21 protein-coding genes are annotated in these 23351 nt (G+C 73.0%); 9 read left to right on the forward strand and 12 right to left on the reverse strand.

The features are described from left to right. Window positions 1–227 precede the first annotated feature (227 nt). A complete protein-coding gene (locus ACFWYM_RS15280; protein ID WP_384835805.1) occupies window positions 228–1616 on the reverse strand; it encodes a transcriptional regulator in 1389 nt (462 codons plus the stop codon). Between the two features lie 287 nt (window positions 1617–1903). On the opposite strand from ACFWYM_RS15280, the gene ACFWYM_RS15285 reads away from it, so the two are divergent. The 4 genes from ACFWYM_RS15285 to ACFWYM_RS15300 all read left to right on the forward strand — a co-directional run bounded on the left by ACFWYM_RS15285 (window position 1904) and on the right by ACFWYM_RS15300 (window position 6930). Then, entirely contained in the window at window positions 1904–2566 is a 663-nt protein-coding gene (locus tag ACFWYM_RS15285) for a bifunctional DNA primase/polymerase (RefSeq protein ID WP_384835807.1), read from the forward strand. Between the two features lie 36 nt (window positions 2567–2602). Then, on the forward strand, window positions 2603–3415 hold the full coding sequence (locus ACFWYM_RS15290; RefSeq protein ID WP_384835810.1) for an ABC transporter ATP-binding protein: 813 nt from the start codon (window positions 2603–2605) through the stop codon (window positions 3413–3415). After that, a complete protein-coding gene (locus ACFWYM_RS15295) occupies window positions 3412–5040 on the forward strand; it encodes a transporter (RefSeq protein WP_384835812.1) in 1629 nt (542 codons plus the stop codon). The genes ACFWYM_RS15290 and ACFWYM_RS15295 overlap by 4 nt, the downstream gene beginning before the upstream one ends. A 447-nt stretch (window positions 5041–5487) precedes the next feature. Then, window positions 5488–6930 (forward strand): PAS domain-containing protein, encoded by a 1443-nt coding sequence (locus ACFWYM_RS15300; protein ID WP_384835815.1) that lies wholly within the window; start codon window positions 5488–5490, stop codon window positions 6928–6930. Between the two features lie 55 nt (window positions 6931–6985). Here ACFWYM_RS15300 and ACFWYM_RS15305 read toward each other — a convergent pair whose 3' ends face one another. Genes ACFWYM_RS15305 through ACFWYM_RS15320 form a run of 4 tightly spaced genes read right to left on the reverse strand, consistent with a single transcriptional unit; the run spans window position 6986 to window position 10479 of the window. Beyond that, window positions 6986–8176, reverse strand: coding sequence for an ABC transporter permease (locus tag ACFWYM_RS15305; protein ID WP_384835818.1), 1191 nt, complete (start codon window positions 8174–8176; stop codon window positions 6986–6988). After that, window positions 8173–8892: an ABC transporter ATP-binding protein gene (locus ACFWYM_RS15310; RefSeq protein WP_384835821.1), complete on the reverse strand. Its 720-nt coding sequence runs from the start codon at window positions 8890–8892 to the stop codon at window positions 8173–8175. Before ACFWYM_RS15310 ends, ACFWYM_RS15305 begins: the two co-directional genes overlap by 4 nt. Before the next feature lie 19 nt (window positions 8893–8911). Further along, window positions 8912–9988 carry an efflux RND transporter periplasmic adaptor subunit gene (locus ACFWYM_RS15315; RefSeq protein ID WP_384835824.1) on the reverse strand — a complete coding sequence of 359 codons (1077 nt, stop codon included), beginning with the start codon at window positions 9986–9988 and terminating at the stop codon, window positions 8912–8914. Then, entirely contained in the window at window positions 9985–10479 is a 495-nt protein-coding gene (locus ACFWYM_RS15320; protein ID WP_384835826.1) for a hypothetical protein, read from the reverse strand. Before ACFWYM_RS15320 ends, ACFWYM_RS15315 begins: the two co-directional genes overlap by 4 nt. A gap of 151 nt (window positions 10480–10630) precedes the next feature. Between ACFWYM_RS15320 and ACFWYM_RS15325 the strand changes: the two genes are divergently transcribed. Beyond that, window positions 10631–11299 carry a response regulator transcription factor gene (locus tag ACFWYM_RS15325; RefSeq protein WP_384835829.1) on the forward strand — a complete coding sequence of 223 codons (669 nt, stop codon included), beginning with the start codon at window positions 10631–10633 and terminating at the stop codon, window positions 11297–11299. Between the two features lie 14 nt (window positions 11300–11313). Beyond that, entirely contained in the window at window positions 11314–12582 is a 1269-nt protein-coding gene (locus tag ACFWYM_RS15330; RefSeq protein WP_384835832.1) for a sensor histidine kinase, read from the forward strand. Here the strand turns inward: ACFWYM_RS15330 and ACFWYM_RS15335 are convergent. Then, entirely contained in the window at window positions 12570–13334 is a 765-nt protein-coding gene (locus tag ACFWYM_RS15335) for an SIS domain-containing protein (RefSeq protein WP_384835835.1), read from the reverse strand. The genes ACFWYM_RS15330 and ACFWYM_RS15335 overlap by 13 nt on opposite strands. 251 nt (window positions 13335–13585) lie before the next feature. On the opposite strand from ACFWYM_RS15335, the gene ACFWYM_RS15340 reads away from it, so the two are divergent. Then, on the forward strand, window positions 13586–14278 hold the full coding sequence (locus tag ACFWYM_RS15340) for a metal-dependent transcriptional regulator (RefSeq protein ID WP_384835838.1): 693 nt from the start codon (window positions 13586–13588) through the stop codon (window positions 14276–14278). A 712-nt stretch (window positions 14279–14990) separates the two neighbouring features. Further along, window positions 14991–15854, forward strand: coding sequence for an alpha/beta fold hydrolase (locus ACFWYM_RS15345; protein ID WP_384835841.1), 864 nt, complete (start codon window positions 14991–14993; stop codon window positions 15852–15854). 104 nt (window positions 15855–15958) lie between these two features. Here ACFWYM_RS15345 and pdxH read toward each other — a convergent pair whose 3' ends face one another. Further along, complete coding sequence (gene pdxH, locus ACFWYM_RS15350; RefSeq protein ID WP_384835844.1) at window positions 15959–16687, reverse strand: pyridoxamine 5'-phosphate oxidase; 729 nt, start codon at window positions 16685–16687, stop codon at window positions 15959–15961. A 299-nt stretch (window positions 16688–16986) separates the two neighbouring features. Here pdxH and ACFWYM_RS15355 point away from each other — a divergent pair, with 299 nt between their 5' ends. Continuing rightward, window positions 16987–18090, forward strand: a complete 1104-nt coding sequence (locus ACFWYM_RS15355; RefSeq protein WP_384835847.1) for a citrate synthase 2 — start codon at window positions 16987–16989, stop codon at window positions 18088–18090. A gap of 69 nt (window positions 18091–18159) precedes the next feature. Here ACFWYM_RS15355 and ACFWYM_RS15360 read toward each other — a convergent pair whose 3' ends face one another. The 5 genes from ACFWYM_RS15360 to ACFWYM_RS15380 all read right to left on the reverse strand — a co-directional run bounded on the left by ACFWYM_RS15360 (window position 18160) and on the right by ACFWYM_RS15380 (window position 23347). Further along, window positions 18160–18762, reverse strand: coding sequence for a hypothetical protein (locus ACFWYM_RS15360; protein ID WP_384835849.1), 603 nt, complete (start codon window positions 18760–18762; stop codon window positions 18160–18162). 132 nt (window positions 18763–18894) lie between these two features. Next, window positions 18895–19515 (reverse strand): TetR/AcrR family transcriptional regulator, encoded by a 621-nt coding sequence (locus ACFWYM_RS15365; protein ID WP_384835852.1) that lies wholly within the window; start codon window positions 19513–19515, stop codon window positions 18895–18897. After that, on the reverse strand, window positions 19503–20237 hold the full coding sequence (locus ACFWYM_RS15370) for an enoyl-CoA hydratase family protein (RefSeq protein WP_384835855.1): 735 nt from the start codon (window positions 20235–20237) through the stop codon (window positions 19503–19505). The genes ACFWYM_RS15365 and ACFWYM_RS15370 overlap by 13 nt, the downstream gene beginning before the upstream one ends. Window positions 20238–20270: 33 nt before the next feature. After that, a complete protein-coding gene (locus ACFWYM_RS15375) occupies window positions 20271–21443 on the reverse strand; it encodes an acyl-CoA dehydrogenase family protein (protein WP_384835858.1) in 1173 nt (390 codons plus the stop codon). Beyond that, on the reverse strand, window positions 21440–23347 hold the full coding sequence (locus ACFWYM_RS15380) for an acetyl/propionyl/methylcrotonyl-CoA carboxylase subunit alpha (RefSeq protein WP_384835861.1): 1908 nt from the start codon (window positions 23345–23347) through the stop codon (window positions 21440–21442). The genes ACFWYM_RS15375 and ACFWYM_RS15380 overlap by 4 nt, the downstream gene beginning before the upstream one ends. Window positions 23348–23351 lie beyond the last annotated feature (4 nt).

Below are 23351 nucleotides of genomic sequence, written 5' to 3' on the forward strand. Positions count from 1 at the left end.
CTTCGGAATCGTCGGGTCACGCTACCGGGTCCCCGTGGCGCTCGGCCACGCAGCTCAAGGCGCTGTCCATACGTCAACGACGGCAGTAACAATTGCGCGCGCGGCAACGCTGATTACGTCCGTTCACGCCCATGACCCGGACGAACACGTCTCGTTCGCCGGGCGGCCACCCCTCGTACACACCCCTCCCGGGCGCGGCCCCCGAGGCCGCGCCCACGAGACGTACATCACGCCGCCTGGACCTCCAGGCGCGCCCCGAACTCCCGCACCACCGGCTCGTCCCGGTAGGGCTCCAGGCGGTCCCGGAAGTCCTCCAGGTACTCCGCGCCCCGGTTCGAGCGGAGCGTGCCGAGGAGCTCGACGGCCTTGAGGCCCGTGTGGCACGCCTGCTCCACCTCGCGCCGCTGCACCTGCGCGGTGGCCAGCAGGACCATGCCGATCGCCCGCCGCCGCGCCCGGGTCTCCGGGTGCCCGTCCAGGGACTCCTGTGCGGTGCGCGCCGCCGCGTCGGCCTGGCCCAAGTCGCGGTGGCAGTGCGCCAGTTCGTCCGCGAGGTAGGCGTGGTCGAAGTGCCGGATCCACACCGGGTCGTCGCCGGAGCGGGTCTGCCCGGCCGCCCGGTCCATCGCCTCGATGGCCCGGCCCGACACGGCGTGCGCCGACCGCGCGTCCCCGAGCAGGGCGTGGCCACGCGCCTCCGCCGCGTAGAACATGGACTCCGCGCGCGGGGTGACACGCCCCCGCGCCCCCTCCTGCGCGGCCCGGGCGAGCTGTGCGATCTCCCGGGGGTTGCCGAGCTGCGCGGCGAGGTGGCTCATGGACGCCGCGAGGACGTACCCGCCGTAGCCCCGGTCCCCGGCCGCCTGCGCGAGCCGCAGCGCCTGGATGTAGTAGCGCTGGGCGAGGCCCGGCTGCCCAGTGTCGACGGCCATGTAGCCGGCGAGCTCCGTCAACCGCGCGACCGCCGCGAACAGTTCACGCCCCACCGCCTCCCGGTACGAGCCGGAGAGCAGCCCCGACACCACCGAGTTCAGGTAGTGCACGACCACCGGGCGGACATGCCCGCTGCCGTACTGGTGGTCCAGCTGCGTCAGGGCCTCCGTCATGGCCCGCACCGCCGACACGTCGGAGAGCCCGACGCGCGGGCCCGCCATCCGGCCGACCTGCGAGTCCGGCGAGGAGATCAGCCAGTCGCGGCTCGGCTCGACGAGCGCGGACGCCGCCACGGAGGAGCCGGAGAGGAAGTCCCTGCGGCCCACGTCGCTGCGCCACAGCTCGCAGACCTGCTCGATGGCGCCGAGGACCGTCGGCGAGAACTGGAGGCCGACACCGGAGGCGAGGTTCTTGCCGTTCGCCATGCCGATCTCGTCGATGGTGACGGTGCGGCCCAGCTTGCGGCCGAGCGCCTCCGCGATGATGCCGGGTGCCCGCCCGCGCGGCTGCTGTCCGCGCAGCCAGCGGGCCACCGATGTCTTGTCGTACCGCAGATCGAGTCCGTGCTCCGCGCCGCACATGTTGACCCTGCGGGCGAGGCCCGCGTTCGAGCAGCCCGCTTCCTGGATGAGCGCTTGCAGTCGTTCGTTGGGCTGTCGAGCTACGAGTGGCCTGGCGGCCATGGCGTACCCCCTGTGTGCACCGTGGACCATCGTGAGCGGTCCGGGCCGAGGGGCCCGTCCCTGGATGATCAATGCCCTGGGGACAAACGGAAGATGCGGGCGAATTACCCCTAAGTGAACTTAAGCGAGTCATCCGTTCGCCCTGAACGTGGCTACCCGCCCCCGGCAGCCGATCCCCGTCTGCGCCCCCACCCGTGCACCCATGCGCCCCAGGTGGGTAAACGATGCTCCTCCCCCGCGCGCGCGTGTGCCCGTAACCCTCTGTGGTGAGGGGAGTTGAGAACTTCGTGGAAGAGACCATCGGAGTCACGTCAGCCGCGCAGATCCCGAAGCAGCGCGGAGAATCCTTGCTGGACACGGCCGTGCGATACGCGGAAGAGCGCCACTGGGACGTGTTCCCCGGCACCTGGCTCGACTCCGTCGAAGGCGCCGAGCGGTGCTCGTGCGGTGACGCCGCGTGCGCACGTCCCGGCGCCCACCCCGCGCGCGAGGACTGGGCGACCCAGGCGACCGGCAGCGCGACCGTCGCACGGCGGCTGTGGTCGAAGCAGCCCAAGGCGTCGATCCTGCTGCCCACGGGGCGCACCTTCGACGCCATTGACGTGCCCGAGACCGCGGGATTCCTGGCTCTCGCCCGCATGGAGCGGATGGAGCTGACGCTCGGTCCGGTCACCTGCACGCCGGACCGGCGCATGCAGTTCTTCGTGCTCCCCGGGGCGACGGTGAAGGTCCCCGACCTCGTCCGCAAGCTCGGCTGGCCGCCCGCCGCCCTGGATCTGCTCGCGCTCGGCGAGGGCGCGTACGTCGCGGCGCCGCCCACCCGCTTCGGTGCCTCCGGCGCCGTCCAGTGGGCCTGCCGGCCGACGGCCGCCAACCGCTGGCTGCCCGACGCGGAGGAGATCATCTCGCCGCTGTCGTACGCCTGTGGGCGCGAGGGCCGCCGCCGCTAGGGCCGGTCGGGGCGGGGCGGCGGTTAGCCTCGCCTTGTGAGCGAGACGACAACAGCGGACCCGGGCGCCGTCGTGCCCGCCGTCCGCGTGCAGGGACTCTGGAAGCGGTTCGGGCAGCAGATCGCCGTCGCCGGGATCGATCTGGCCCTGCCCGCGGGCAAGTTCATCGGGCTCGTCGGCCCCAACGGCGCGGGCAAGACCACCACCCTGTCCATGGTCACGGGCCTGCTCCGGCCCGACCAGGGCACGGTCGAGGTCGTCGGGCGCGACGTCTGGCGGGCCCCCGAGGAGACCGTCGACGTCAAGTCGCGCATCGGGGTGCTGCCGGAGGGGCTGCGGCTCTTCGAGCGGCTCTCCGGGCGTGAACTCCTCGCCTATACGGGCAGGCTGCGCGGCCTGCCCGGCGACGAGGTCGACAAGCGCGCCACCCAGCTCCTGGACGTCCTTGACCTCGCGGGCGCGCAGCACAAGCTCGTCGTCGACTACTCGACGGGCATGCGCAAGAAGATCGGGCTCGCCGCCGCCCTGCTGCACAACCCCGAAGTCCTCTTCCTGGACGAGCCGTTCGAGGGCGTCGACCCGGTCTCCGCACAGACCATCCGCGGCGTCCTCGAACGGTTCACGGGCTCCGGCGCCACCGTCGTCTTCTCCTCGCACGTGATGGAGCTCGTGGAGTCGCTGTGCGACTGGGTCGCCGTGATGGCGGCGGGCCGCATCCGCGCGCACGGCACGCTGGCGGAGGTCCGCGGGGACGCGCCCTCGCTGCAGGAGGCGTTCCTCGAACTCGTCGGCGCGAACGGGCGGGACGCGGGCTCGGACCTGGACTGGCTGGGCGGGGGCCCGCGTTGAGCACCGCACCCGTCACACCCGCCGCCTCGGCCGCGCCTGGGATCACCGGTGTCTTCGTACGGCTGAAGCTGTCGCTCCTGCGCAACGGGCTGCGGCAGTCGTCGGGGCGGCGGGCCGCCTACATCGCCTCGGTCGTGCTCGTGCTGCTCTTCGCGGCGGCGCAGCTCCTCGGGCTGATCGCGCTGCGCGGCAGCGCGCACGCGGGCACCGTCGCCGTCTTCCTCGTCGCGGTCCTCGCGCTCGGCTGGGCGGTCATGCCGCTGTTCTTCCCCGGCGGCGACGAGACCCTCGACCCGACGCGCCTGGTGATGCTCCCGCTGCGCCCCCGCTCCCTGATGCGGGCGCTGCTCGCCGCGTCGCTCGTCGGGATCGGGCCGCTGTTCACGCTCTGCATGGCGCTCGGCGGGGTGATCTCGGTGGCGCACGGGGCCGCGGCCGCCGTGGTCTCCGTGGTGGCGGTGCCGCTGGTCGTCCTCATCTGCGTGGCGCTCGCCCGCGCCGTCGCGACCGCCAACATCCGGCTGCTCACCAGCCGCAAGGGCCGCGACCTCGCGGTGCTCAGCGGCCTGCTCATCGCCGTCGGCGCGCAGGTCGTGAACTTCGGGGCGCAGAAGCTCGGTTCGACCGACGGCGGCCTGGCCAAGCTCGATCCGGCGGCCGACGTCCTCGGCTGGATCCCGCCCGCGTCGGCGCTCGGGGCGGTGCGGTCGGTGAGCGAGGGCGCGTACGCCGCCGGGCTCGCCCGGCTCGCCCTCGCGGTGGCCGCGCTGTTCGCCCTGCTCACGGTCTGGCGGCGCAGCCTCGACCGCCTGATGACGTCCCCCGACAGCTCCACGCTCGCCGCCGCCGAACCCGCCAAGGAGAAGGCGCGGCGCACCGGGCGCGGCCGCGGTCTGCTGCCCTCCGGGCGCACCGGCACCGTCATGGAGCGCACCCTGCGCTATGTGTGGCGCGACCCCAAGACCAAGGCCGCCTGGGTCACTTCGCTCGCCATCGGCCTCATCGTGCCGCTCTTCAACGCCCTCCAGGACACCGGCTCGATCTACTTCGCCTGCTTCGCGGCGGGGATGCTCGGCATCCAGATGTACAACCAGTTCGGCCAGGACACCTCGGCGTTCTGGATGGTCGCGATGACGATCGGCTCGACGCGCGACGCGTACGTCGAACTGCGCGGCCGCGCCCTCGCGTTGCTGGTGATCACCCTCCCGTACGCGACGCTGGTCACCGTCCTCACCACGGCGCTCCTCGGCGACTGGGCGGCGCTGCCCGAGGTCCTCGGGCTCTCCTTCGCGCTGCTCGGTGCGATGCTGGCGACGGGCGCCTGGTCCTCGGCCCGGTTCCCGTACTCGATCCCGCAGGACGGCTACAAGAACGTGGCGCCGGGGCAGGCCGGGCTCGCCTGGATGTCCATCTTCGGCGGCATGGTCGCGGCGACCGTGCTGTGCGCGCCCGTCCTCGCCTTCACGATCTGGCTGCACGCGTCGGGGGCGCAGTCGTGGACGTGGCTGCTGCTGCCGCTGGGCGCTGTCTACGGGGCGGCGGTGACGGCGGGCGGGCTGCGGCTCGCGGCGCCGCGGGTGGCGGGGCGGCTGCCGGAGATCCTGGCGGCGGTCAGCAAGGGCTAGACCGGCAAGAAGGGCTCAGAAAGGGCCCGGAGACGCAGGCGACCCGCGAGCCGTGGTTCCCGCCGGAGCCGCGTGGGCTCTGCGGGAAGCCGGCCGGACGTACCAGCGGCTCGCGGGTCGGGTGACTGCTTGGGAATAGGGCCGGCTGCACGCACAACTCACGTGCTGGTCCGGCGCCGAATTCGAGATGCGACGTCGGGCCGCTAGCCCGCAGTCACCTCACGCGTCCGGTTTCCATACATCTGCCGAACCACCTCCCTTCTCGTGTACGCAGCACCCTAAGAACTGCCCCAGGAGACGCACAACCTATTTTTGGAGACCTTGAGGACACGGGTGGGCCGGGACCGGTCCGGGCAATGAATTGCCCCAACTTCCGGGAACACCCTGTGGCCTTGCTCACGTTCGAGTTCAATGATCTGGAGTGCGGTCCAGGCGAGGGGGTGCCGGGTGAGTGCTTCCCGACAGAGCGGAACCACGGACGAGTCGGTGCCTGAGGAGCCGGAACCGGGCGGGGCCAAGCTGCTGGCGGCGCTGCTCGACGGGATGGACGCGGCGCTGTGCGCCTTCGACGCCGACGGTGTGGTGACCCACTGGAACCGCGAGGCGGAGCGGATACTCGGCTGGTCCGCCGCCGAGGCGGTCGGGCGGAGCGGCTTCGCCGGGTGGGCGGTGCGCAGCGCCGACGCGGCCGAGGTCGAGGAGCGGCTCCTGTCCGCGATGCATGCCCCGGGGCGGCAGGTGCACGAGTTCGCGCTGCTGACCAAGGACGGCGGCCGGGTCCTGGTGCGCACCCAGTCGGCTGCGGTGCGCGGCGACGACGACAAGCCGGCCGGGGTGTACTGCGCGTTCAGCGAGGTGCACGCCCAGATCGACCTGGAGCGGTCCATCGCGCTGAGCGAGGCCCTCTTCGAGACGGCGTCGTGGGGCGTGGTCCTCGTCGACGCGGACCTGCGCCCCGCGGTGGCCAACGAGTCGGCGGCCCGCGCCCTCGGCATGGGCCGGACGGCCTTGCTGGGCCGCCCGCTGGGCGAGCTCCTCGGGCAGGGCGTCGAGGAGCTGGAGAGCGTCCTCGCGCACGTCCTCGCGGAGGGCGCGCCGCCCGCGCCCGCGGAGATGTGGGTGTCGGTGCGCGCCTCCGGGGACACCGAGGGCGGCGCCCCCGAGTTCGAGCGCAAGTGCTGGCGCAGCGGCTTCGTGCGGCTCGCCTCGCCGCTCGCGGAGGAACCGGTGCCGCTGGGCGTCGGCTGGCTCTTCCAGGACATCACGGAGGCCAAGCAGACGGAGCAGGAGGCCGCCCAACTGCGGTTCCGCTCCCAGCAGTTGCACCGGGCCGCACGGGCGGCTGCCGAGTGCGAGGACCCGACGGAGGCCGCGACCGTCCAACTCGACTTCGCCCTGGCCGGGTTCGCCGACCACGCCCTGCTCGACGTGGTGGTCGGCGGGGTGGTCGGCGGGGTGGTCGGCTCGGCAGCCGGGGGGCCGGGTCCCGTACGGCTCGCCCGGGCCGCCGAGACGCCCTCCGGCGGCGCCTCCGGGCCCTGCCACTCCGTGGGCCGCACCGGCATACCGGTCCGCTACCTGGAGGGGCACCCGGCGCCGCAGGCCGCCGAGCGGGCCGGTTCGGTGCGGGCCGGTGCGGGGGCGGCGACGCCGGAGCGGGCCCGGGAGTGGGCCCGCGCCCGGCACTGGCCGGACGACACGGCGCACGCGCTCTGCTCCGCCCTGCGCAGCCGGGGGCGCACCATCGGCGTCGTGACGTTCCTGCGCACCGCCAGCCGCTCGCCCTTCGACCGTGCGGACGCGGCGTATGCGGAGAGTGTGGGTGCGCGGGTCGCTGCCGCGCTGGACCTGGCCGAGTTGCTGAAAGGGCAAGAGGAACAAGGGGGTTGAGGGGCGGGGGTGGCCGGTGCACCCCCCACGGAGTGACCGGCGCACCCCCGCCCGCTCACGCCGCCTGCAGCGCCAGCGTCGGCGACAGGCGGGCCGCCCGGATCGCCGGGTACAGGCCCGCCACCGTCCCGATCACCAGCGTCGCCCCGAAGCCCCCGCTCACCGCCCACAGCGGCACCACCCACGGCAGCCCGCCCGAGCTCGCGTACGCCGCCGTCGCCGCCGCGCCGAGCGCGATGCCCGCCAGGCCGCCGAGGCCCGAGAGCAGCAGGGACTCCGTCACGAACTGGATGCGGATCTGGCCGCGCGTGGCGCCCAGCGAGCGGCGCAGGCCGATCTCGTGGCGGCGCTCGAGGACCGAGATGATCATGGTGTTGGCCACGCCGACGCCGCCCACGAGCAGCGCGATCCCGCCGAGTCCGAGCAGCAGCGTGGAGAACGCGCCCTCCGTCGCCGCCTTCGCCTGGAGCGCCGCCGAGGGGTCGGTGACCTGGACGTTGCGCGGGTTCTCCGGGTCGATCGAGGGCGCGAGGAGCTTCCGTACGCCGGCGACGGTCGCGTCCGTGGAGCGCTCGTACACGGACGTGGGGTGGCCGTCGAAGCCGAGGGTGCTCCGCGCGGCGTCCCAGCCGACCAGGGCCGAGCGTTCGATCTCGGGGGCCAGGGGCAGCGGGTCGAGGATGCCGATGACCGTGAAGTAGCGGTCGCCGATCCACACTTGCTGGCCGGGCGAGCCGATGCCGAGGCGCTGGGCCGCGACATGGCCGAGGACCACGGACGGGTAGCGGCCCGTGGCCTTGTTCAGCCAGGTGCCCTGGGCCACCGAGCCGCGCAGGGTGGAGAGCAGACCCTCCGTCGCGGCCTTGACGGTGAGGCCGCCCGTCTCCTCCTTCGGGATCTTCTCGCTGCGGCGCACGGGGTGTTTCACGTCCCCGGTGCCGCCCACGTGCTCCACGCCCTCGATGCGGGAGGCGCGGCCCGTCGCGTCCTTGGGCAGCTTCACCTCCTCCCCCGAGAACATCGGCTCACCGGGCTTGACCACCAGCATGTTCGTCCCCAACTCGTCCAGCTCTTCGAGGAGTTGCGCCTTGGACGAGGACGAGATGCCGACCACCGCGATCATCGTCGCGATGCCGATGGCGATGCCGAGGGCCGACAGGGCCACCCGCAGGGGGCGGGTGCGCAGGCCCGACGAGCCCACGTGGAGGACGTCCCGGGGGGTCAGGCGCGGGGGGCGGAGCCTCATCGGGCGGCCACCTCCTCGGGCGTACGGGGATCCGTGGGGCGCGGGGTCCGCGTGTCCGTGACGATCTCGCCGTCCCTGATACGCACTTGGCGCGGCAGGCGGCCCGCGATCTCCGTGTCGTGGGTGATGACGGCGATGGTCGCGCCGTCCGCGTTCAGGTCGTGCAGGAGCTGCATGACCGCGTCGCCGGACGCCGAGTCGAGGGCGCCCGTGGGCTCGTCGGCGAGGAGCAGGTCGGGTTCGCCGACGACGGCGCGGGCGATCGCCACGCGCTGCTTCTGGCCGCCGGACAGCTCGTGCGGGCGGTGGTGCATGCGGTCGGCGAGGCCGACGCGGTCCAGGGCCTCGGCGGCGGCCTGGCGGCGCCGGGCCCGGGACAGGCCCGAGTAGAGCAGGCCCTCGGCGACGTTCTCCCGCGCGCTGACGCCCGGCACCAGGTGGAACGCCTGGAAGACGAAGCCGATGTGGCGCGAGCGCAGCGCGGACAGGCTGCGGTCGGAGAGGGCCGCCACGTCGTGGCCCGCGATGGCCACGTGTCCCGCCGTGGGCCGGTCGAGGGTGCCCACGATGTGCAGGAGCGTCGACTTGCCGGAGCCGGACGGGCCGACGAGGGCGAGGAGCTCGCCCTCGTCGACGGTGAGGTCCACGCCGCGCAGCGCCGCGACCCCGCCCGGGTACTCCTTGGTGACACCGGTCAGTTCCACTACGGCGCTCATATCAACTCCCGTACGGCGCTCATACCTTGGGCACCCCGACCTTCATGCCCGCGCGCAGGCCGCCCCCGCTCACCTCGACGCGCCCCTGCCCGAACATGCCGAGCTTTACCGGGACTTGGCGGGCCTTGCCGTGCTCGACGACCTGGACCCCGTAGCCGCCGCCGGGCAGCGCGAGGAGCGCGTTGACGGGGACGGACAGGACGTTCTCCTTCGTCTCGCCGGTGAGGTTGACGGTGACCGGTGACTGGTCGAAGCCGTCGACCTTGCCCGGGTCGTCGAAGGTGACCGTCAGCGGGATCTTGGGCGTCTTGTCGGCCGGGTCGTCACCCTCGGGCTTCGCCGTCCTACCCACGGAGGAGACGCGGCCCTCGGCGGTGGAGCCGTCCGGCAGATCCACCGTCACCTTCGTCCCGGCCTTCGCGAGCTTCGCGTCCGCCACCTCCAGCGAGAACCTCACGACGCGCTCGGAGCCCGTCGTGGCCAGCACGGGTTTTCCCGGCGCCACCTGGTCGCCGACCGCCGAGTCGGCGGACTTCACGCGCACGGAGCCCGGCGAGAAGGCGATCTGGTCGGGCCCGACCCGGCCGGTCTGCTTGCGGTCGTGGGCCTTCTGCCACCGCTTCACGGCGGCCGCCGTCCCGTCCGTGTACGTGTCGTCGACGGCGAGCCCGGACCCGTATCCGAGCGCGGTCAGGTTCTCCTCCAGCTGCCGCACGTCCTTGCCCTTGTCGCCGGGCTTGAGGCTGCGGTACATGGGCTCGGTGCCGTACATCAGGCGCACCGGGACGCCGTTGACCTCGTAGAGGCGCCCGTCGCGGCTGATGGTGTCGCCGGACCCGGCGGACCAGGTGAGGATGCCCGCGCCGCCCGCGTTGACCTTGCGTTCCTTGTTGTAGCCGAGGGTGCCGTCGGCCTGCGAGGCGCTGCTGAGGTCGCCGCGCTCGACGTCGGCGGTGGCGGGCGGCAGGCCCGCGTCCCGGCGGTCGGAGGAGCCCTTGCCGCCGTCCGCGTCGGCGAATCCGCTGACCGCGAGGCCGCCCCCGGCGATCGCGAGGAGCGCGACGACGGCCGAGCCGATGGCGGTACGGCGCTTCACGCGACGATGCCCTTGCACGCGGCGGCGGCCTTCTCCATCTTCTTCTGCTCGGCGCCCTTCGGGACGGGCATGGCCTTCATGCCGCCGCCCTTGAACTCCGGGTCGGGCATGTTGTAGCCGTTCTTGCGCATGCACTGCGCGTACTTGAGCATCTTGTCCTTCTCGGCCTGCGGGATCTCGCCGCCGGCCGCACCGCCGCTCTTGCCGGTGCACTTCTTCATCGCGGCTTCCATCTTCTCCTTGCTGAGATCACCGCCGATGGCGATGCCCCCCATCGACTCACCGGGCTTCGGCTCATCGACCTTGAGACCCTCCTTGCGCAGACACTCGCGCTCCTTGAAGGCGGCGTCGGCGGCGTTCCCCTTGCCGCCGTCCTTGCCGCCCGCCCCCGAGTCGTCGGAGCCGGATCCGCCGCCCGAGCAGGCCGCGGTGAACAGGGCGAGGGCGGCGACCCCCGATGCGATGACCGACGAACGCGTACGAGTCCTCATGTGCTTCCCCTCGGAAGTGGGCGGTGCGTGGGCTGTGAGTCGGCATGAGTGGGCTCAGTGCCGCGCTCAGGCTCACGGGAAGCGGGGTTTCGTTTCCTTCAACGGAGGCGCTTACATCGGCGAAAGGTCCCCTTCGGGTACACCTGGCCGCATGCGCGTACTGGTGGTGGAGGACGAGGAGTTCCTGGCCGAGATGATCGCCGACGGGCTGCGCCGCGACGCGCTGGCCGTCGACGTCGCCGCCGACGGCCTCACCGCGCTCCGCAAGCTCCAGCTCGGCGACTACGACGTCGTGGTCCTCGACCGGGACCTGCCGGGCGTGCACGGCGACGAGGTGTGCCGCCGCATCGTCCACATGCGGCTCCTCACCCGCGTCCTGATGCTGACGGCCTCCGGCACGGTCCGCGACCGCGTGGCCGGGCTCGGCCTCGGCGCCGACGACTACCTGACCAAGCCCTTCGCCTACGACGAGCTCCTCGCCCGCGTCCTCGCCCTCGGCCGCCGCGCCCGGCCCGCCCTGCCCCCGGTCCTCGAGCGGGCCGGGCTCACCCTGGACACGGCCCGCCGCCAGGCCAGCCGCGACGGCCGCCATCTGTCGCTCTCCCGCAAGGAGTTCGCGGTCCTGGAGGCGCTCCTTCGGGCGGACGGGGCCGTGGTCAGCGGCGAGGACCTGATCGAACAGGTCTGGGAGGAGGACACCAGCTACCGCACCAACGCGGTCCGGGTGACCTTGTCCAAGCTCCGCGCCAAGCTGGGCGAGCCCCCGGTGGTGGAGACCGTGCCGGGCGCGGGCTACCGGATCACCGGGACGTCCCTGTGAGGGCGGGGCTGCGGATGGGCCTGCCGGCCGGCTTCCGGGCGAGCAGCGAGCGGGCCCGGCTCACCACCCTGTACGGGGGGCTGCTGGTGCTCGCCGGGCTGCTGCTGACCGGCGTGGTGTACCTGCTGGTCAAGCAGGGCCTCTACTCCTCCATCAGCACGGCGGTGACGACGGCCGTGCCCCGCGACCGGGCTCATCCGCCGTGGGTCACGGTGCCGCTGGTGCCCGTGGTGCCCGCCCAGTCGGCCTCGCCCGCCTCGGCCGCCGCGACCGGGCAGGCCACGCCGACCGGCGCCGACACCCAGGGAGCCATGGCCATCGCCAAGGTGAGCGACATCGCCGGGGAGACCGCACTGAACCGGCTGCTCACCGTCTCCGTGATCGTCTTCACCGTGTACGCGGTGCTGTCCGTCGCCCTCGCGTGGTGGATGGCGGGCCGGGTGCTGCGCCCCGTCGCCGTCATCACCGGCACCGCACGCCGCCTCTCCGGCGAGAACCTGCACGAGCGGATCGACCTCGACGCCCCGCCCGGCGAGCTGAAGCGGCTCGCCGACACCTTCGACGAGATGCTCGACCGGATAGAGCAACTCGTGGGCGCCCAGCAGCGGTTCGCGGCCAACGCGGCGCACGAGCTGCGCACCCCGCTGGCGGTGCAGCGGGCGGCGGCGGAGATCGGCCTGGCCGGGGCGCTGGACGCGAGTGGGGTCTCCCCTGCACGAGCGGATTCGAGTGCTTGGGGAAGGGTCGACCGCATCCGTACGAAGCTCATCTCCGTCGCCGACGAGAGCGAGCGGCTCATCGAGGGGCTGCTGCTGCTCGCCACCTCGGAGCAGGGCGTCGAGCGGCGCGAGCCCATCGCCCTGGACGAGCTGGCCCACGCCGTCGCGGAGGGCCTCGCCGACGAGGCCGCCGAACGCGACGTCACGGTCTCGGTGCGGGCCGAGCCCCTGACGGTGGCGGGCGACGGCGTACTGCTCGACCGGCTCCTGCACAACCTGGTGGCGAACGGGGTGCGGCACAACGTGAAGGGCGGCACGGTTCAGGTGCGCACGTCGGCGGCCGGCGTCGAGGTGAGCAACACGGGCCCCGACGTCCCCGCCGAGACGGTCCCGCACCTCTTCGAACCCTTCCGCCGCCTCCATGAGCGCACTCACGCGCGTGGGGAGGGCGCCGGACTCGGCCTGTCGATCGTGGCGGCGATCGCGCGGGCGCACGGGGCGACCGTCGCGGCGGAGCCGAACCGGGAGGGCGGCGGGCTCACCGTGCGGGTTCAGTGGCGGTAGAAGATCCGGTCCGCGTACTCCTGGAAGACCCGGCCGTTCCACTCGTGGCCCCCGTCGACGTTCCCGGAGCGCAGCAGCGGGGGCTGGACGCCGTGCGCGGCGAGGCGCTCGACGGCGGCCGCCATCATGGCCTGCATCAGCGCGTTGGTGACGACGCTCGACGCGGGGCCGAAGGGTGCGTCCACCGTGTCCAGGGAGAGCTCCGCGTCACCGACGGCGATCTTCGAGTCGATCACCACGTCGCAGTGGTCCTTGAGGAACGTCCCGGAGACGTGCCGCGACTTCGTCTCCGTCGCGTACGCCACCGACGTCACGCCGATGACCTTGAGGCCGAGGGCGCGGGCGTTCATCGCCATCTCCACCGGCAGCGAGTTCCGCCCCGAGAGCGAGATGATCACCAGGGCGTCGCCGGGGCGGGCCGGGCTGGAGTCCAGGACGGCGCCCGCGAGCCCGTCGACCCGCTCCAGGGCGGAGCCGAGCGTGGCGGGCATCACGTCGATGCCGACGACACCGGGGACGGCCAGGAGGTTCATCAGGGCGAGGCCACCTGCGCGGTAGACGACGTCCTGCGCGGCGAGCGAGGAGTGCCCGGCGCCGAAGGCGAAGAGCCGCCCGCCGGACTCGACGGCGTCGGCGAGCAGGCCGCCCGCCGCGGCGACGCTCCCGGACTCCTCTTCCCGGACCCGCCGGAGGAGACCGATCGCGGCGTCGAGGAACTGACCGGCCAGCTTGCTCTCGCTCGTCGAGCTCATGGGCGGCGAAACCTTCCCGGGTACGTACGTCGTGTGGGGCGGTGTGCGGCGCGATGTGCGGCGCGGTGTGCGGCGCGGTGTGTGCCGCGGATCACGTTGCGGTCTGGACCAGTGCCCTGTCAATACGGCCCGGCCAGAGGCCCCCGCACCAGGGCGGAACCGGCTTTTGCCCCTGGCGCGACCCGGTTGTCAGCGGTATGCGTCAGAATTGAGGGCAGGGCCAGCGCACGAGCGAATTCTGAGGGGCACCCATGTCGGGGCTGATTGACACCACTGAGATGTATTTGCGCACCATCCTCGAGCTCGAGGAGGAAGGTGTGGTCCCCATGCGCGCCCGGATCGCCGAGCGGCTCGACCAGAGCGGGCCCACGGTGAGCCAGACGGTCGCGCGCATGGAGCGCGACGGTCTGGTGGCCGTGGCCAGCGACCGTCACCTGGAGCTCACCGAGGAGGGCCGCCGTCTCGCCACCCGCGTGATGCGCAAGCACCGCCTCGCCGAGTGCCTGCTGGTCGATGTGATCGGGCTCGAATGGGAGCAGGTGCACGCCGAGGCGTGCCGCTGGGAGCACGTGATGAGCGAGGCGGTCGAGCGCCGCGTCCTCGACCTGCTCCGCCACCCCACCGAGTCGCCGTACGGCAACCCGATCCCGGGCCTCGAGGAGCTGGGCGAGAAGGACGGCGCGGACCCGTTCCTGGACGAGGGCATGGTGTCCCTCGCCGATCTCGACCCGGGCGCGGAGGGCAAGACGGCCGTGGTGCGCCGCATCGGCGAGCCGATCCAGACGGACGCGCAGCTGATGTACACGCTGCGGCGCGCGGGCGTGCAGCCCGGTGCCGTGGTGAGCGTGACGGAGTCGCCGGGAGGCGTCCTCGTGGGCAGCAGCGGCGAGGCCGCCGAGCTCGCGTCGGACGTGGCGTCGCACGTCTTCGTCGCCAAGCGCTGACGGCGCCCCGGCGCGCGCTGCGCACACCGAGTCCCGCCCGCGGTCAACTGCCGTGACGGCAGGGGAAGTTGTGCGGATCCGGCGGCTTCATAACGGCCAAGATTCAGTGTGCGGAATCGCAGCGCCGGGACGCTTTGCGTGCGAGGCTGTCGCGAGAGGCATATGACCTGAGGGCTCTTGACCGAGTCGGCGCCGGGTCTGGCCGCAGGGCCGGAGAGGGGGGCGGGAGATGCGCCCGTCTGGGGAGTGCGCGAGGTGTGCGGGACACGCGGCGCGCACGGCATACGCGGGGGCTCGTCCGCATGCGCCTGGGGAGCGCGTGCGCGGGGCCGGGACGCGGGCGCCGAGGGCCGGGAACGCTACGCGGGCGCCGGGGGCCAAGAACGCGACGCGGGTGCCGGGGGCCGGAGCAGCAGAGGGCCCCGGCGCCTTGCGGCGCCGGGGCCTGTCCTCCCCTTTGCTGACCCGGAGCCCCGAGCTCTCAGGGTCATTCCCCTCGGACCGTTTTCCCCGATCGGCCCGCCTCCCGTTGAAGATCTCCCCTCGGCCGCGCCGGTCAATCCTTGAGCGGAGTCACACGAACGAGGGGTGTTGGCGCCGGGAAAGGCTGTTTCGAAAGAGAGTTCGATAGCGTGCGGGGGTGCGTGACCGGTCCGGCCGGGGAGCCGGGGCGGAATCAACCCGAGCGGATTCAAGGGGGGTGCCAGGACCCATGGTGCGGCGCATCGACGTGACCGGCACAGGCGGAGTACGCCTGGCTGCCTGGGAGTTCGCGGACCCTCCCAAGACCCGGGAGGCGGAGGGCCCGCCGGGCGGCGTGCTCTTATTGCACGGCCTGATGGGCCGCGCCTCGCACTGGGCGGGCACCGCCCGCTGGCTCTCCGAGCGGCACCGCGCGGTCGCCCTCGACCAGCGGGGCCACGGCCAGAGCGAGAAGCCCCCCGAGGGCCCGTACACCCGTGAGGCGTACGTGGACGACGCGGAGGCCGCCCTCGTCCAGCTCGGCCTCGCCCCCGCCGTCCTCATCGGCCACTCCATGGGCGCCCTCACCGCCTGGCAGCTCGCCGCCCGCCGCCCCGACCTCGTCCAGGGCGTGATCATCTGCGACATGCGCGCGTCGGCGCTCGGCGCCGCGTCCCAGCGGGAGTGGGAGGACTGGTTCAAAGCCTGGCCGGTGCCGTTCGCGACGCTCGCGGACGTCCGCAAGTGGTTCGGCGAGGACGACCCCTGGGTGGAGCGCCCCAACCCCTCGCGCGGCGCGTTCTACGCCGAGGTCATGGCCGAGGGCGCGGACGGCTGGCGCCCCGTCTTCGACCCCGACCACATGCTCAAGTCCCGCGAGACCTGGGTCTACGACGCCCACTGGGACGACCTCGTCCAGGTCCGCTGCCCCGCCCTCGTCGTCCGCGGCCTGGACGGCGAGCTGGGCCGGGCCGAGGCGCAGGAGATGGTGCGGGTGCTGCCCCGGGGCGAGTACGCGGAGGTGGCGGACGCGGGCCACCTCGTCCACTACGACCAGCCGGAGGGCTGGCGCGCGGCGATCGAGCCGTTCCTGGACGGGGTCCTCACCGGGTGAGAGCTCTTGGGTGGGGCGCCGCCCCGGGGGCTTCGCCCCGGACCCCCTTGTCGCGCTCCGCGCTCATCCTCAAACGCCGGACGGGCTGAACAGTTCCCCCGGCCTCATGGACTCAGGCGCTCCACTCGCCAGCCCCGCCCCGCCCCCTCCTCCCGCACGTACCGCAACCGGTCATGCAGCCGGTTGCTCCTGCCCTGCCAGAACTCCACCGTCTCCGGCACCACCCGGAAGCCGCCCCAGTGCGGGGGCGCCGGGACCTGTTCGCCCTCGGGGTAGCGGGACGCCAACTCGGCGTAGGAGGCGTCGAGTTCGGCGCGGGAGGCGATGACCGTCGACTGGGCGCTGGCCCAGGCGCCGAGCTGGGAGCCGTGCGGGCGGCTGCGGAAGTAGCGGACCGTCTCGTCGCGGCCGATGCGGGCCGCCGTGCCCGTCACGATGACCTGGCGCTGCATCGGGTGCCATGGGAAGAGCAGTGCGATGTACGGGTTCGCGGCGAGCTCGCGGGCCTTGCGGGACTCGTAGTTGGTGTAGAAGACGAAGCCGCCGGCGCCGTCGCGGTCGTACCCCTTCAGGAGCACCGTGCGCGAGCTCGGGCGGCCCTCGGCGTCGGCGGTGGAGACGACCATCGCGTTGGGCTCGCGCAGCGCCCCGGACGGGCCCGCGGCCTCGGCCGCGGCCTCCTCGAACCAGCGCGTGAACTGCGTCATCGGGTCGCCGGGAAGATCGTCCTCGGCGAGGCCCTCGGCGGCGTACTGCTCGCGCATGGCGGCGACGTCGGCAGCGGGCACGGTGAAGTCGGGTGCGCGATCGGTCACGCCGTCATCTTGCCGCATGCGCACGGGCAGTCGGCGGGGTCTGAAACACCTCGGAGAGGTGACATGTGGCACTGAGTGCCGCGAACCATCGCCAACGCAGGCGCCAGCAGATATCGTCCTGCTTCCGCTCCGGTTGGGTGACCACCAGCCGCGCGGGGCATCACCGGGGTGAGCGAACGGACCGCGAGTCGCCCGAGTCGAGAGTGACGAGACCGCGTAACCGCCCGTGAAGCACCCCCTGCTGACACATGGTCAAAGCTCAAGGGTCACAGCTGCCACAGCCGCCCCCCGTCGCACACATCATGAGGAGCCGCCTGATGTCCGACTTCGTACCCGGACTTGAGGGAGTCATCGCGTTCGAGACGGAGATCGCCGAACCGGATAAGGAAGGCGGTGCGCTCCGCTATCGCGGCGTCGACATCGAGGACCTGGTGGGCCACGTCTCCTTCGGGAACGTCTGGGGCCTGCTCGTCGACGGCGCCTTCAACCCCGGGCTGCCGCCCGCCGAGCCGTTCCCGATCCCGGTCCACTCCGGCGACATCCGCGTCGACGTCCAGTCGGCCCTGGCCATGCTCGCCCCCGTGTGGGGCCTGCGCCCGCTTTTGGACATCGACGAGGCGCAGGCCCGCGACGACCTCGCCCGGGCCGCCGTCATGGCGCTGTCGTACGTCGCCCAGTCGGCGCGCGGTCAGGGGCTGCCGATGGTGCCGCAGCGCGAGATCGACAAGGCCGAGACCGTCGTCGAACGGTTCATGAAGCGGTGGCGCGGGGAGCCCGACCCCAAACACGTCCAGGCCGTCGACGCGTACTGGACGTCGGCCGCCGAACACGGCATGAACGCCTCGACGTTCACGGCGCGCGTCATCGCCTCCACGGGGGCGGACGTGGCGGCGGCGCTCAGCGGGGCGGTGGGCGCGATGTCCGGCCCGCTGCACGGCGGCGCCCCGTCCCGGGTCCTCGGCATGATCGAGGAGATCGAGCGCTCCGGGGACGCGGTGGCGTACGTGAAGCGCGCCCTGGACAAGGGCGAGCGGCTCATGGGCTTCGGGCACCGGGTGTACCGGGCGGAGGACCCGCGGGCGCGGGTGCTGCGGCGGACGGCGCGGGAGCTGGGCGCGCCGCGCTTCGAGGTGGCGGAGGCGCTGGAGAAGGCCGCCCTCGACGAGCTGCACGCACGCCGTCCCGACCGGGTGCTCGCCACCAACGTGGAGTTCTGGGCGGCGATCGTCCTCGACTTCGCGGAGGTGCCGGCGCACATGTTCACGTCGATGTTCACGTGCGCCAGGACCGCGGGCTGGTCGGCGCACATCCTTGAGCAGAAGCGGACGGGGCGGCTGGTGCGGCCCTCGGCGCGGTATGTGGGGCCCGGCTCCCGGAACCCGCAGGACATCGAGGGGTTCGCGGACATCGCGGGCCGCTGACACGCGCGGGCATGGCACGGCGCCCCCGGTCCGCGAAGGACCGGGGGCGCCGCTGTGTGGAGGCGCCCGCTAGCCGCAGGGGATCACGTAGCGGACGGGGTTCCAGTCGCCGTGGGCGTCGTAGCTGAACGCACGCGGCGTCTTGTAGATCATGGTGCCGCTGGGGTTGTACATCCGGGCCCGGCGGCTCTCCTGGTTGCGGGTCTGGTCGTTGATCCACGAACCGCCCCGGCCCCAGGTGGACACGTAATACCTGGTCCCGCACGTGTACATCAAGATCTCGTCCCCGGTGTAGCTGTCACCGCGGTACGCACAGAAGTAGTGGGACACCCCCGCACGCAGGCAGGGGCTGACGGCGACGCGCGTCCCCTTGCCCGAGGCGAAGTCGCGCGGGTGGGCCTCGCCCTTCAGGGCGACGAGGATCTCCCCCTTGCCGCCGAGGTCGATCTTGTTGAGCGCGACCTGGGTCCCGCCCGTCTTCGCCAGATAGCCGTCCACCTTCGCCTGCAGCGCCGTGGTCTGCGCACTGGTCAGGTGCGCGGACTCGGCCTGTGCGGCGAAGCGTGCCGAGGCCGGGGCCGCCGGACCCGCCTGGGCCGAGGCCACGCCCGTGCCGAGCATCAGCAACGCACCTGCGGCCGCGACGGCGACGCGGCCCTTCGTGACTGCCATGTGTTTCCCCCTGGGTCTTCGCGGATCTCCGCTGAAGCCGCCGCCCTTCGCGGCGCCCTCAGAAAGTGCCAGCGGGGGAAAGTCACTTCGTCCACCCAGGAGTTGAGCCGGGGTAAACCTTCGCGGTAAACGCTACGGATTACGGTGGTTTCGGCCAAGAACGCCGTCGAGGATCGACGTCCACTGCGCCACCACCCGCTCCCGCCGCGCCCCGTCGTCGGTGAGGAGGTTCGCGAGGCCGAGGCCCCGCGCCATGTCCAGGAAGCCCTGGATGGTCTCCCGGACCCCGGGGACCGACTCGTCCGCGCCGAGGAGCTCCACCGCCATGCGGTGCGTCTCACGGCCCACCCGGGTCTCCAACTCCCGTACGCGGTCACTGAGTTGCTGTTCGTTCGACGCCGCCACCCACAGGTGGAGGGCCGCCCGGAACAGGGGGCCCGTGAACAGGTCGACCAGGCCCGCGACCACCGCGGCCCGGTCCTGGGCCACAAGCGCCCGCAGCGCACCCGACCGCTGTTCGGCGACGTATTCGACCGCCGCCGTGAACAGGTCCTCCCGCGTGGGGAAGTGGTGCTGGGCGGCGCCCCGCGAGACGCCCGCCCGCTCCGCCACCACGGTCACCGTCGACCCCGCCCAGCCGTGCTCGGCCAGGCACGCCACCGCGGCCTCCAGCAGGCGCTGGCGCGTGGCCCGGCTGCGGTCCTGCTTCGGGCCCCGGTCGGCGCCCCGGTCCGCGGCGGTCACAGCACCCATGGAGGCTCCCGTCGTTCGAGGAACGCCGTCATGCCCTCCTGGGCCTCCGCCGAGCCGAAGAGCCGGGCGGAGAGGGCGATGAGGTCGTCCGTGTGGTGGTCGAATGCGTCCAGAACCTTAGCCGTGACCAGCTTCTTCGTCTCGGCCAGGGCCCGTGGGGCGGACCTGCGCAGGCCGTCCAGTACGGGTGCCAGGGCCACGTCGACGTCCTCGGAGGCCGCCGTGATCAGGCCGATCCGCGCCGCCTCCACCGCGTCGAACCGCTCCCCCGTGAGGGCGTACCGGTCCAGCGCGCGGGGCGATACGCGGGGCAGCAGCGGCATCGAGATCACCGCGGGCGCCACTCCGATCCGTACCTCCGTGAGCGCGAACGACGCCCCGGCCCCCGCCACCGCGATGTCGCACGCCCCGACCAGGCCGAGGCCGCCCGCCCTGACGTGGCCGGCCACCCGCGCCACCACCGGCCTGGGCAGCGCCACGATCTGCCGGAGCAGCGCCACGAAGGCACGCGGGTCGGGCGGGTCCCGCAGGTCGGCGCCGGAACAGAACGTCGACCCGGTGTGGGTGAGCAGCACCGCGCGGGTGTCGGAGTCCTTGGCCCGGCTCTCGAACACTTCGGTCAGGGCGCCCACCAGGTCGGCGGAGAGGGCGTTCCGGTTGGCGGGGGCGTCCAGCGTGACGGTGACGATGCCGCGCTGCGGCGAGGAGACAGTGAGGGTCATGGGGTCAGCCACCTTCGGTCGGCTTGCGCCACTTCAGTACGACTTCGGCAGGCCGAGGGACTGGTGCGAGACATAGTTGAGGATCATTTCGCGGCTCACCGGCGCGATCCGCGCCACCCGCGACGCCACGATCAGCGAGGCCAGGCCGAACTCCTTCGTCAGGCCGTTGCCGCCGAGTGTGTGCACCGCCTGGTCGACGGCTTTCACACAGGCGTCGGCCGCCGCGAGCTTCGCCATGTTGGCCGCCTCGCCCGCGCCCATGTCGTCCCCGGCGTCGTACAGGAGGGCCGCCTTGTGCATCATCAGGCGGGCCAGCTCCAGGTCGATGTGGGCCTGGGCGAGGGGGTGGGCGATCGCCTGGTGGGCGCCGATGGGGGCCTTCCAGACGGTGCGCTCCTTCGCGTACTCGACGGCGCGCTGCAGCGCGTACCGGCCCATGCCCACCGAGAACGCCGCCGTCATGATGCGCTCGGGGTTCAGTCCCGCGAAGAGCTGGAGCAGGCCCGCGTCCTCGTCGCCGACCAGCGCCGAGGCCGGGAGGCGCACATCGTCGAGGACCAGCTCGAACTGCTTCTCCGGGGCCTGGAGTTCCATGGGGATCCGGTTGCGCTGGAAGCCCTCCGCGTCGCGCGGGACGATGAAGAGGCAGGGCTTGAGGCTGCCGGTGCGGGCGTCCTCGGTGCGGCCCACGATCAGGGTGGCGTCCGCGATGTCGACGCCCGACACGAAGACCTTGCGGCCGGTCAGCAGCCAGTCCGCGCCGTCGCGGCGGGCCGTGGTGGTGATGCGGTGCGAGTTGGAGCCGGCGTCCGGCTCGGTGATCCCGAAGGCCATCGTGCGCGAGCCGTCGGCCAGGCCCGGCAGCCACTCCCGCTTCTGCTCCGCCGTGCCGAAGCGGGAGATCACCGTCCCGCAGATCGCGGGCGACACGACCATCATCAGCAGCGGGCTGCCCGCCGCCCCCAACTCCTCCAGGACAATGGCGAGTTCGGCTATGCCCGCACCCCCGCCGCCGTACTCCTCCGGCAGGTTCACGCCCAGATAGCCGAGCTTCGCCGCCTCCGCCCACAGCTCGTCGGGGTGGGCCCCGGCCTGGACGACCTTGGTCATGTAGTCGCGGCCGTAGCGCTTGCCGAGGGCGGCGACGGCGGCGCGCAGCGCCTGGTGCTCTTCGGTTTCGAGGACGGTGCTCAGGGCGGTGCTCATGCGGGCTTCTCCTCCGTGACAGCGTCGGCGACGTCGGCATCCGCGACGTCCACGACAGCGAGCAGGGCGCCGACCTCGACCTGGCGGCCGGGGGCGGCGTGCAGGGCGGTGAGCGTGCCGGAGGCGGGAGCGGTGACGCGGTGCTCCATCTTCATGGCCTCCAGCCAGAGCAGCGGCTGCCCGGCGGTGACCGGGGAGCCTTCGGTGAGTCCCTCGGCGACGCGGACGACGGTGCCGGGCATGGGGGCGAGCAGGGAGCCGGGGGCGGTCTGCTCGCTGGGGTCGGTGAAGCGGGGCAGGGCGGTGAGGGTGACGCCCCCGGACGCGCCCCCGACGTACACCCGGTCGCCGTCGCCGTACGCGGAGACCGCGAACTTCCGCCGCACGCCCGCCACTTCGAGCACGACGAGCTCACGGCTCGCGCTGACCACGCGGACGCCGTCGGCCGCCAGGCCCTCGCGGGTGTGCCGGTAGCGGGCCTCGTGCTCGGTGCCGTCGGGCTCGGTGCGGTAGCGCTTGACCTGGTCCTGCGAGGGCAGGTTGCGCCAGCCGCCGAAGCGGGAGCGGCCATGTGCGTCGGCGAGGGCGGCGGCCAGCGGCGCGTACGGGTCCGTCTCGCGGCTCGTCAGCTCGGGCAGGTTGCGGTCGTAGAAGCCGGTGTCGGTGCCGCCCGCCGTGAACTCGGGGTGCCGCAGCGACCGTACGAGCAGGTCGCGGTTGGTGACGGGGCCGTGCACCACGGTCCGCTCCAGGGCGCCCGCGAGTCTGCGGACGGCCTCCGCGCGGGTCGGGGCGTGCGCGACGGCCTTGGCGAGCATCGCGTCGTAGTGGACGCCGATGGTGTCGCCGGACGCGTAACCGGTGTCCAGGCGCACCCCTTGCGGCACCTCGAGGCGGTGCAGCGTGCCGGTCTGCGGCGCCCATCCGGAGGCAGGGTCCTCCGCGTACAGGCGGGCCTCCACGGCGTGCCCGCGCGGCTCGGGCCGCTCGGCGGGCAGCGGCTCGCCCTCGGCGACCTGGAGCTGGAGCGCGACCAGGTCGACCCCGAACACGGCTTCCGTCACGGGGTGTTCGACCTGGAGCCGGGTGTTCATCTCCAGGAAGTGCGCGCGTCCGCCGGCGACGAGGAACTCCACGGTGCCCGCGCCCCGGTAGCCGGTGGCACGGGCCGCCCGCACCGCCAACTCATCGAGCTCGGCGGCGAGTCCGGGGCCAAGGCCCGGCGCCGGGGCCTCCTCGATCACCTTCTGGTGGCGCCGTTGCAGCGAGCAGTCCCGGGTGCCGAGCGCCCACACCGTCCCGTGCGCGTCGGCCATGATCTGCACCTCGACGTGGCGGCCGCCCTCGAGGTACGGCTCGACGAAGACCTCCCCGTCCCCGAAGGCGCTCGCGGCCTCGGCCCGCGCGGCCGCCAACTCCTCGTCCAGAGCCTTGAGTTCACGCACGACGCGCATGCCGCGCCCGCCGCCGCCCGACGCCGCCTTCACGAGCACCGGCAGGTCGGACTCGCCCACCTCGCCCAGGGGCGCGATACCCATGAGCTCCTTGGCGCGCGTCTTGGACGCCATCGCCTCGATCGCCTCCGGTGGCGGACCGACCCAGGTCAGGCCCGCGTCGATGACGGACCGGGCGAAGTCGGCGTTCTCGGAGAGGAAGCCGTAGCCGGGGTGGACCGCGTCGGCGCCCGCGGCCTGGGCGGCCTTCACGATCAGCTCGCCGCGCAGATACGTGTCCGAGGGCGCCGCACCGGGCAGCCGTACCGCCGCATCCGCCTCCCGCACGTGCAGGGCGTCGGCGTCGGCATCGGAGTGGACGGCGACGGTGGCGATGCCGAGCTCACGGCAGGTGCGGAAGACGCGGCAGGCGATCTCGCCCCGGTTGGCCACCAACAGGGAAGTAATCATGGGG

Origin of the sequence: Streptomyces sp. NPDC059009 (assembly GCF_042740175.1) — a bacterium.
In the GTDB taxonomy this organism is placed as follows: domain Bacteria; phylum Actinomycetota; class Actinomycetes; order Streptomycetales; family Streptomycetaceae; genus Streptomyces.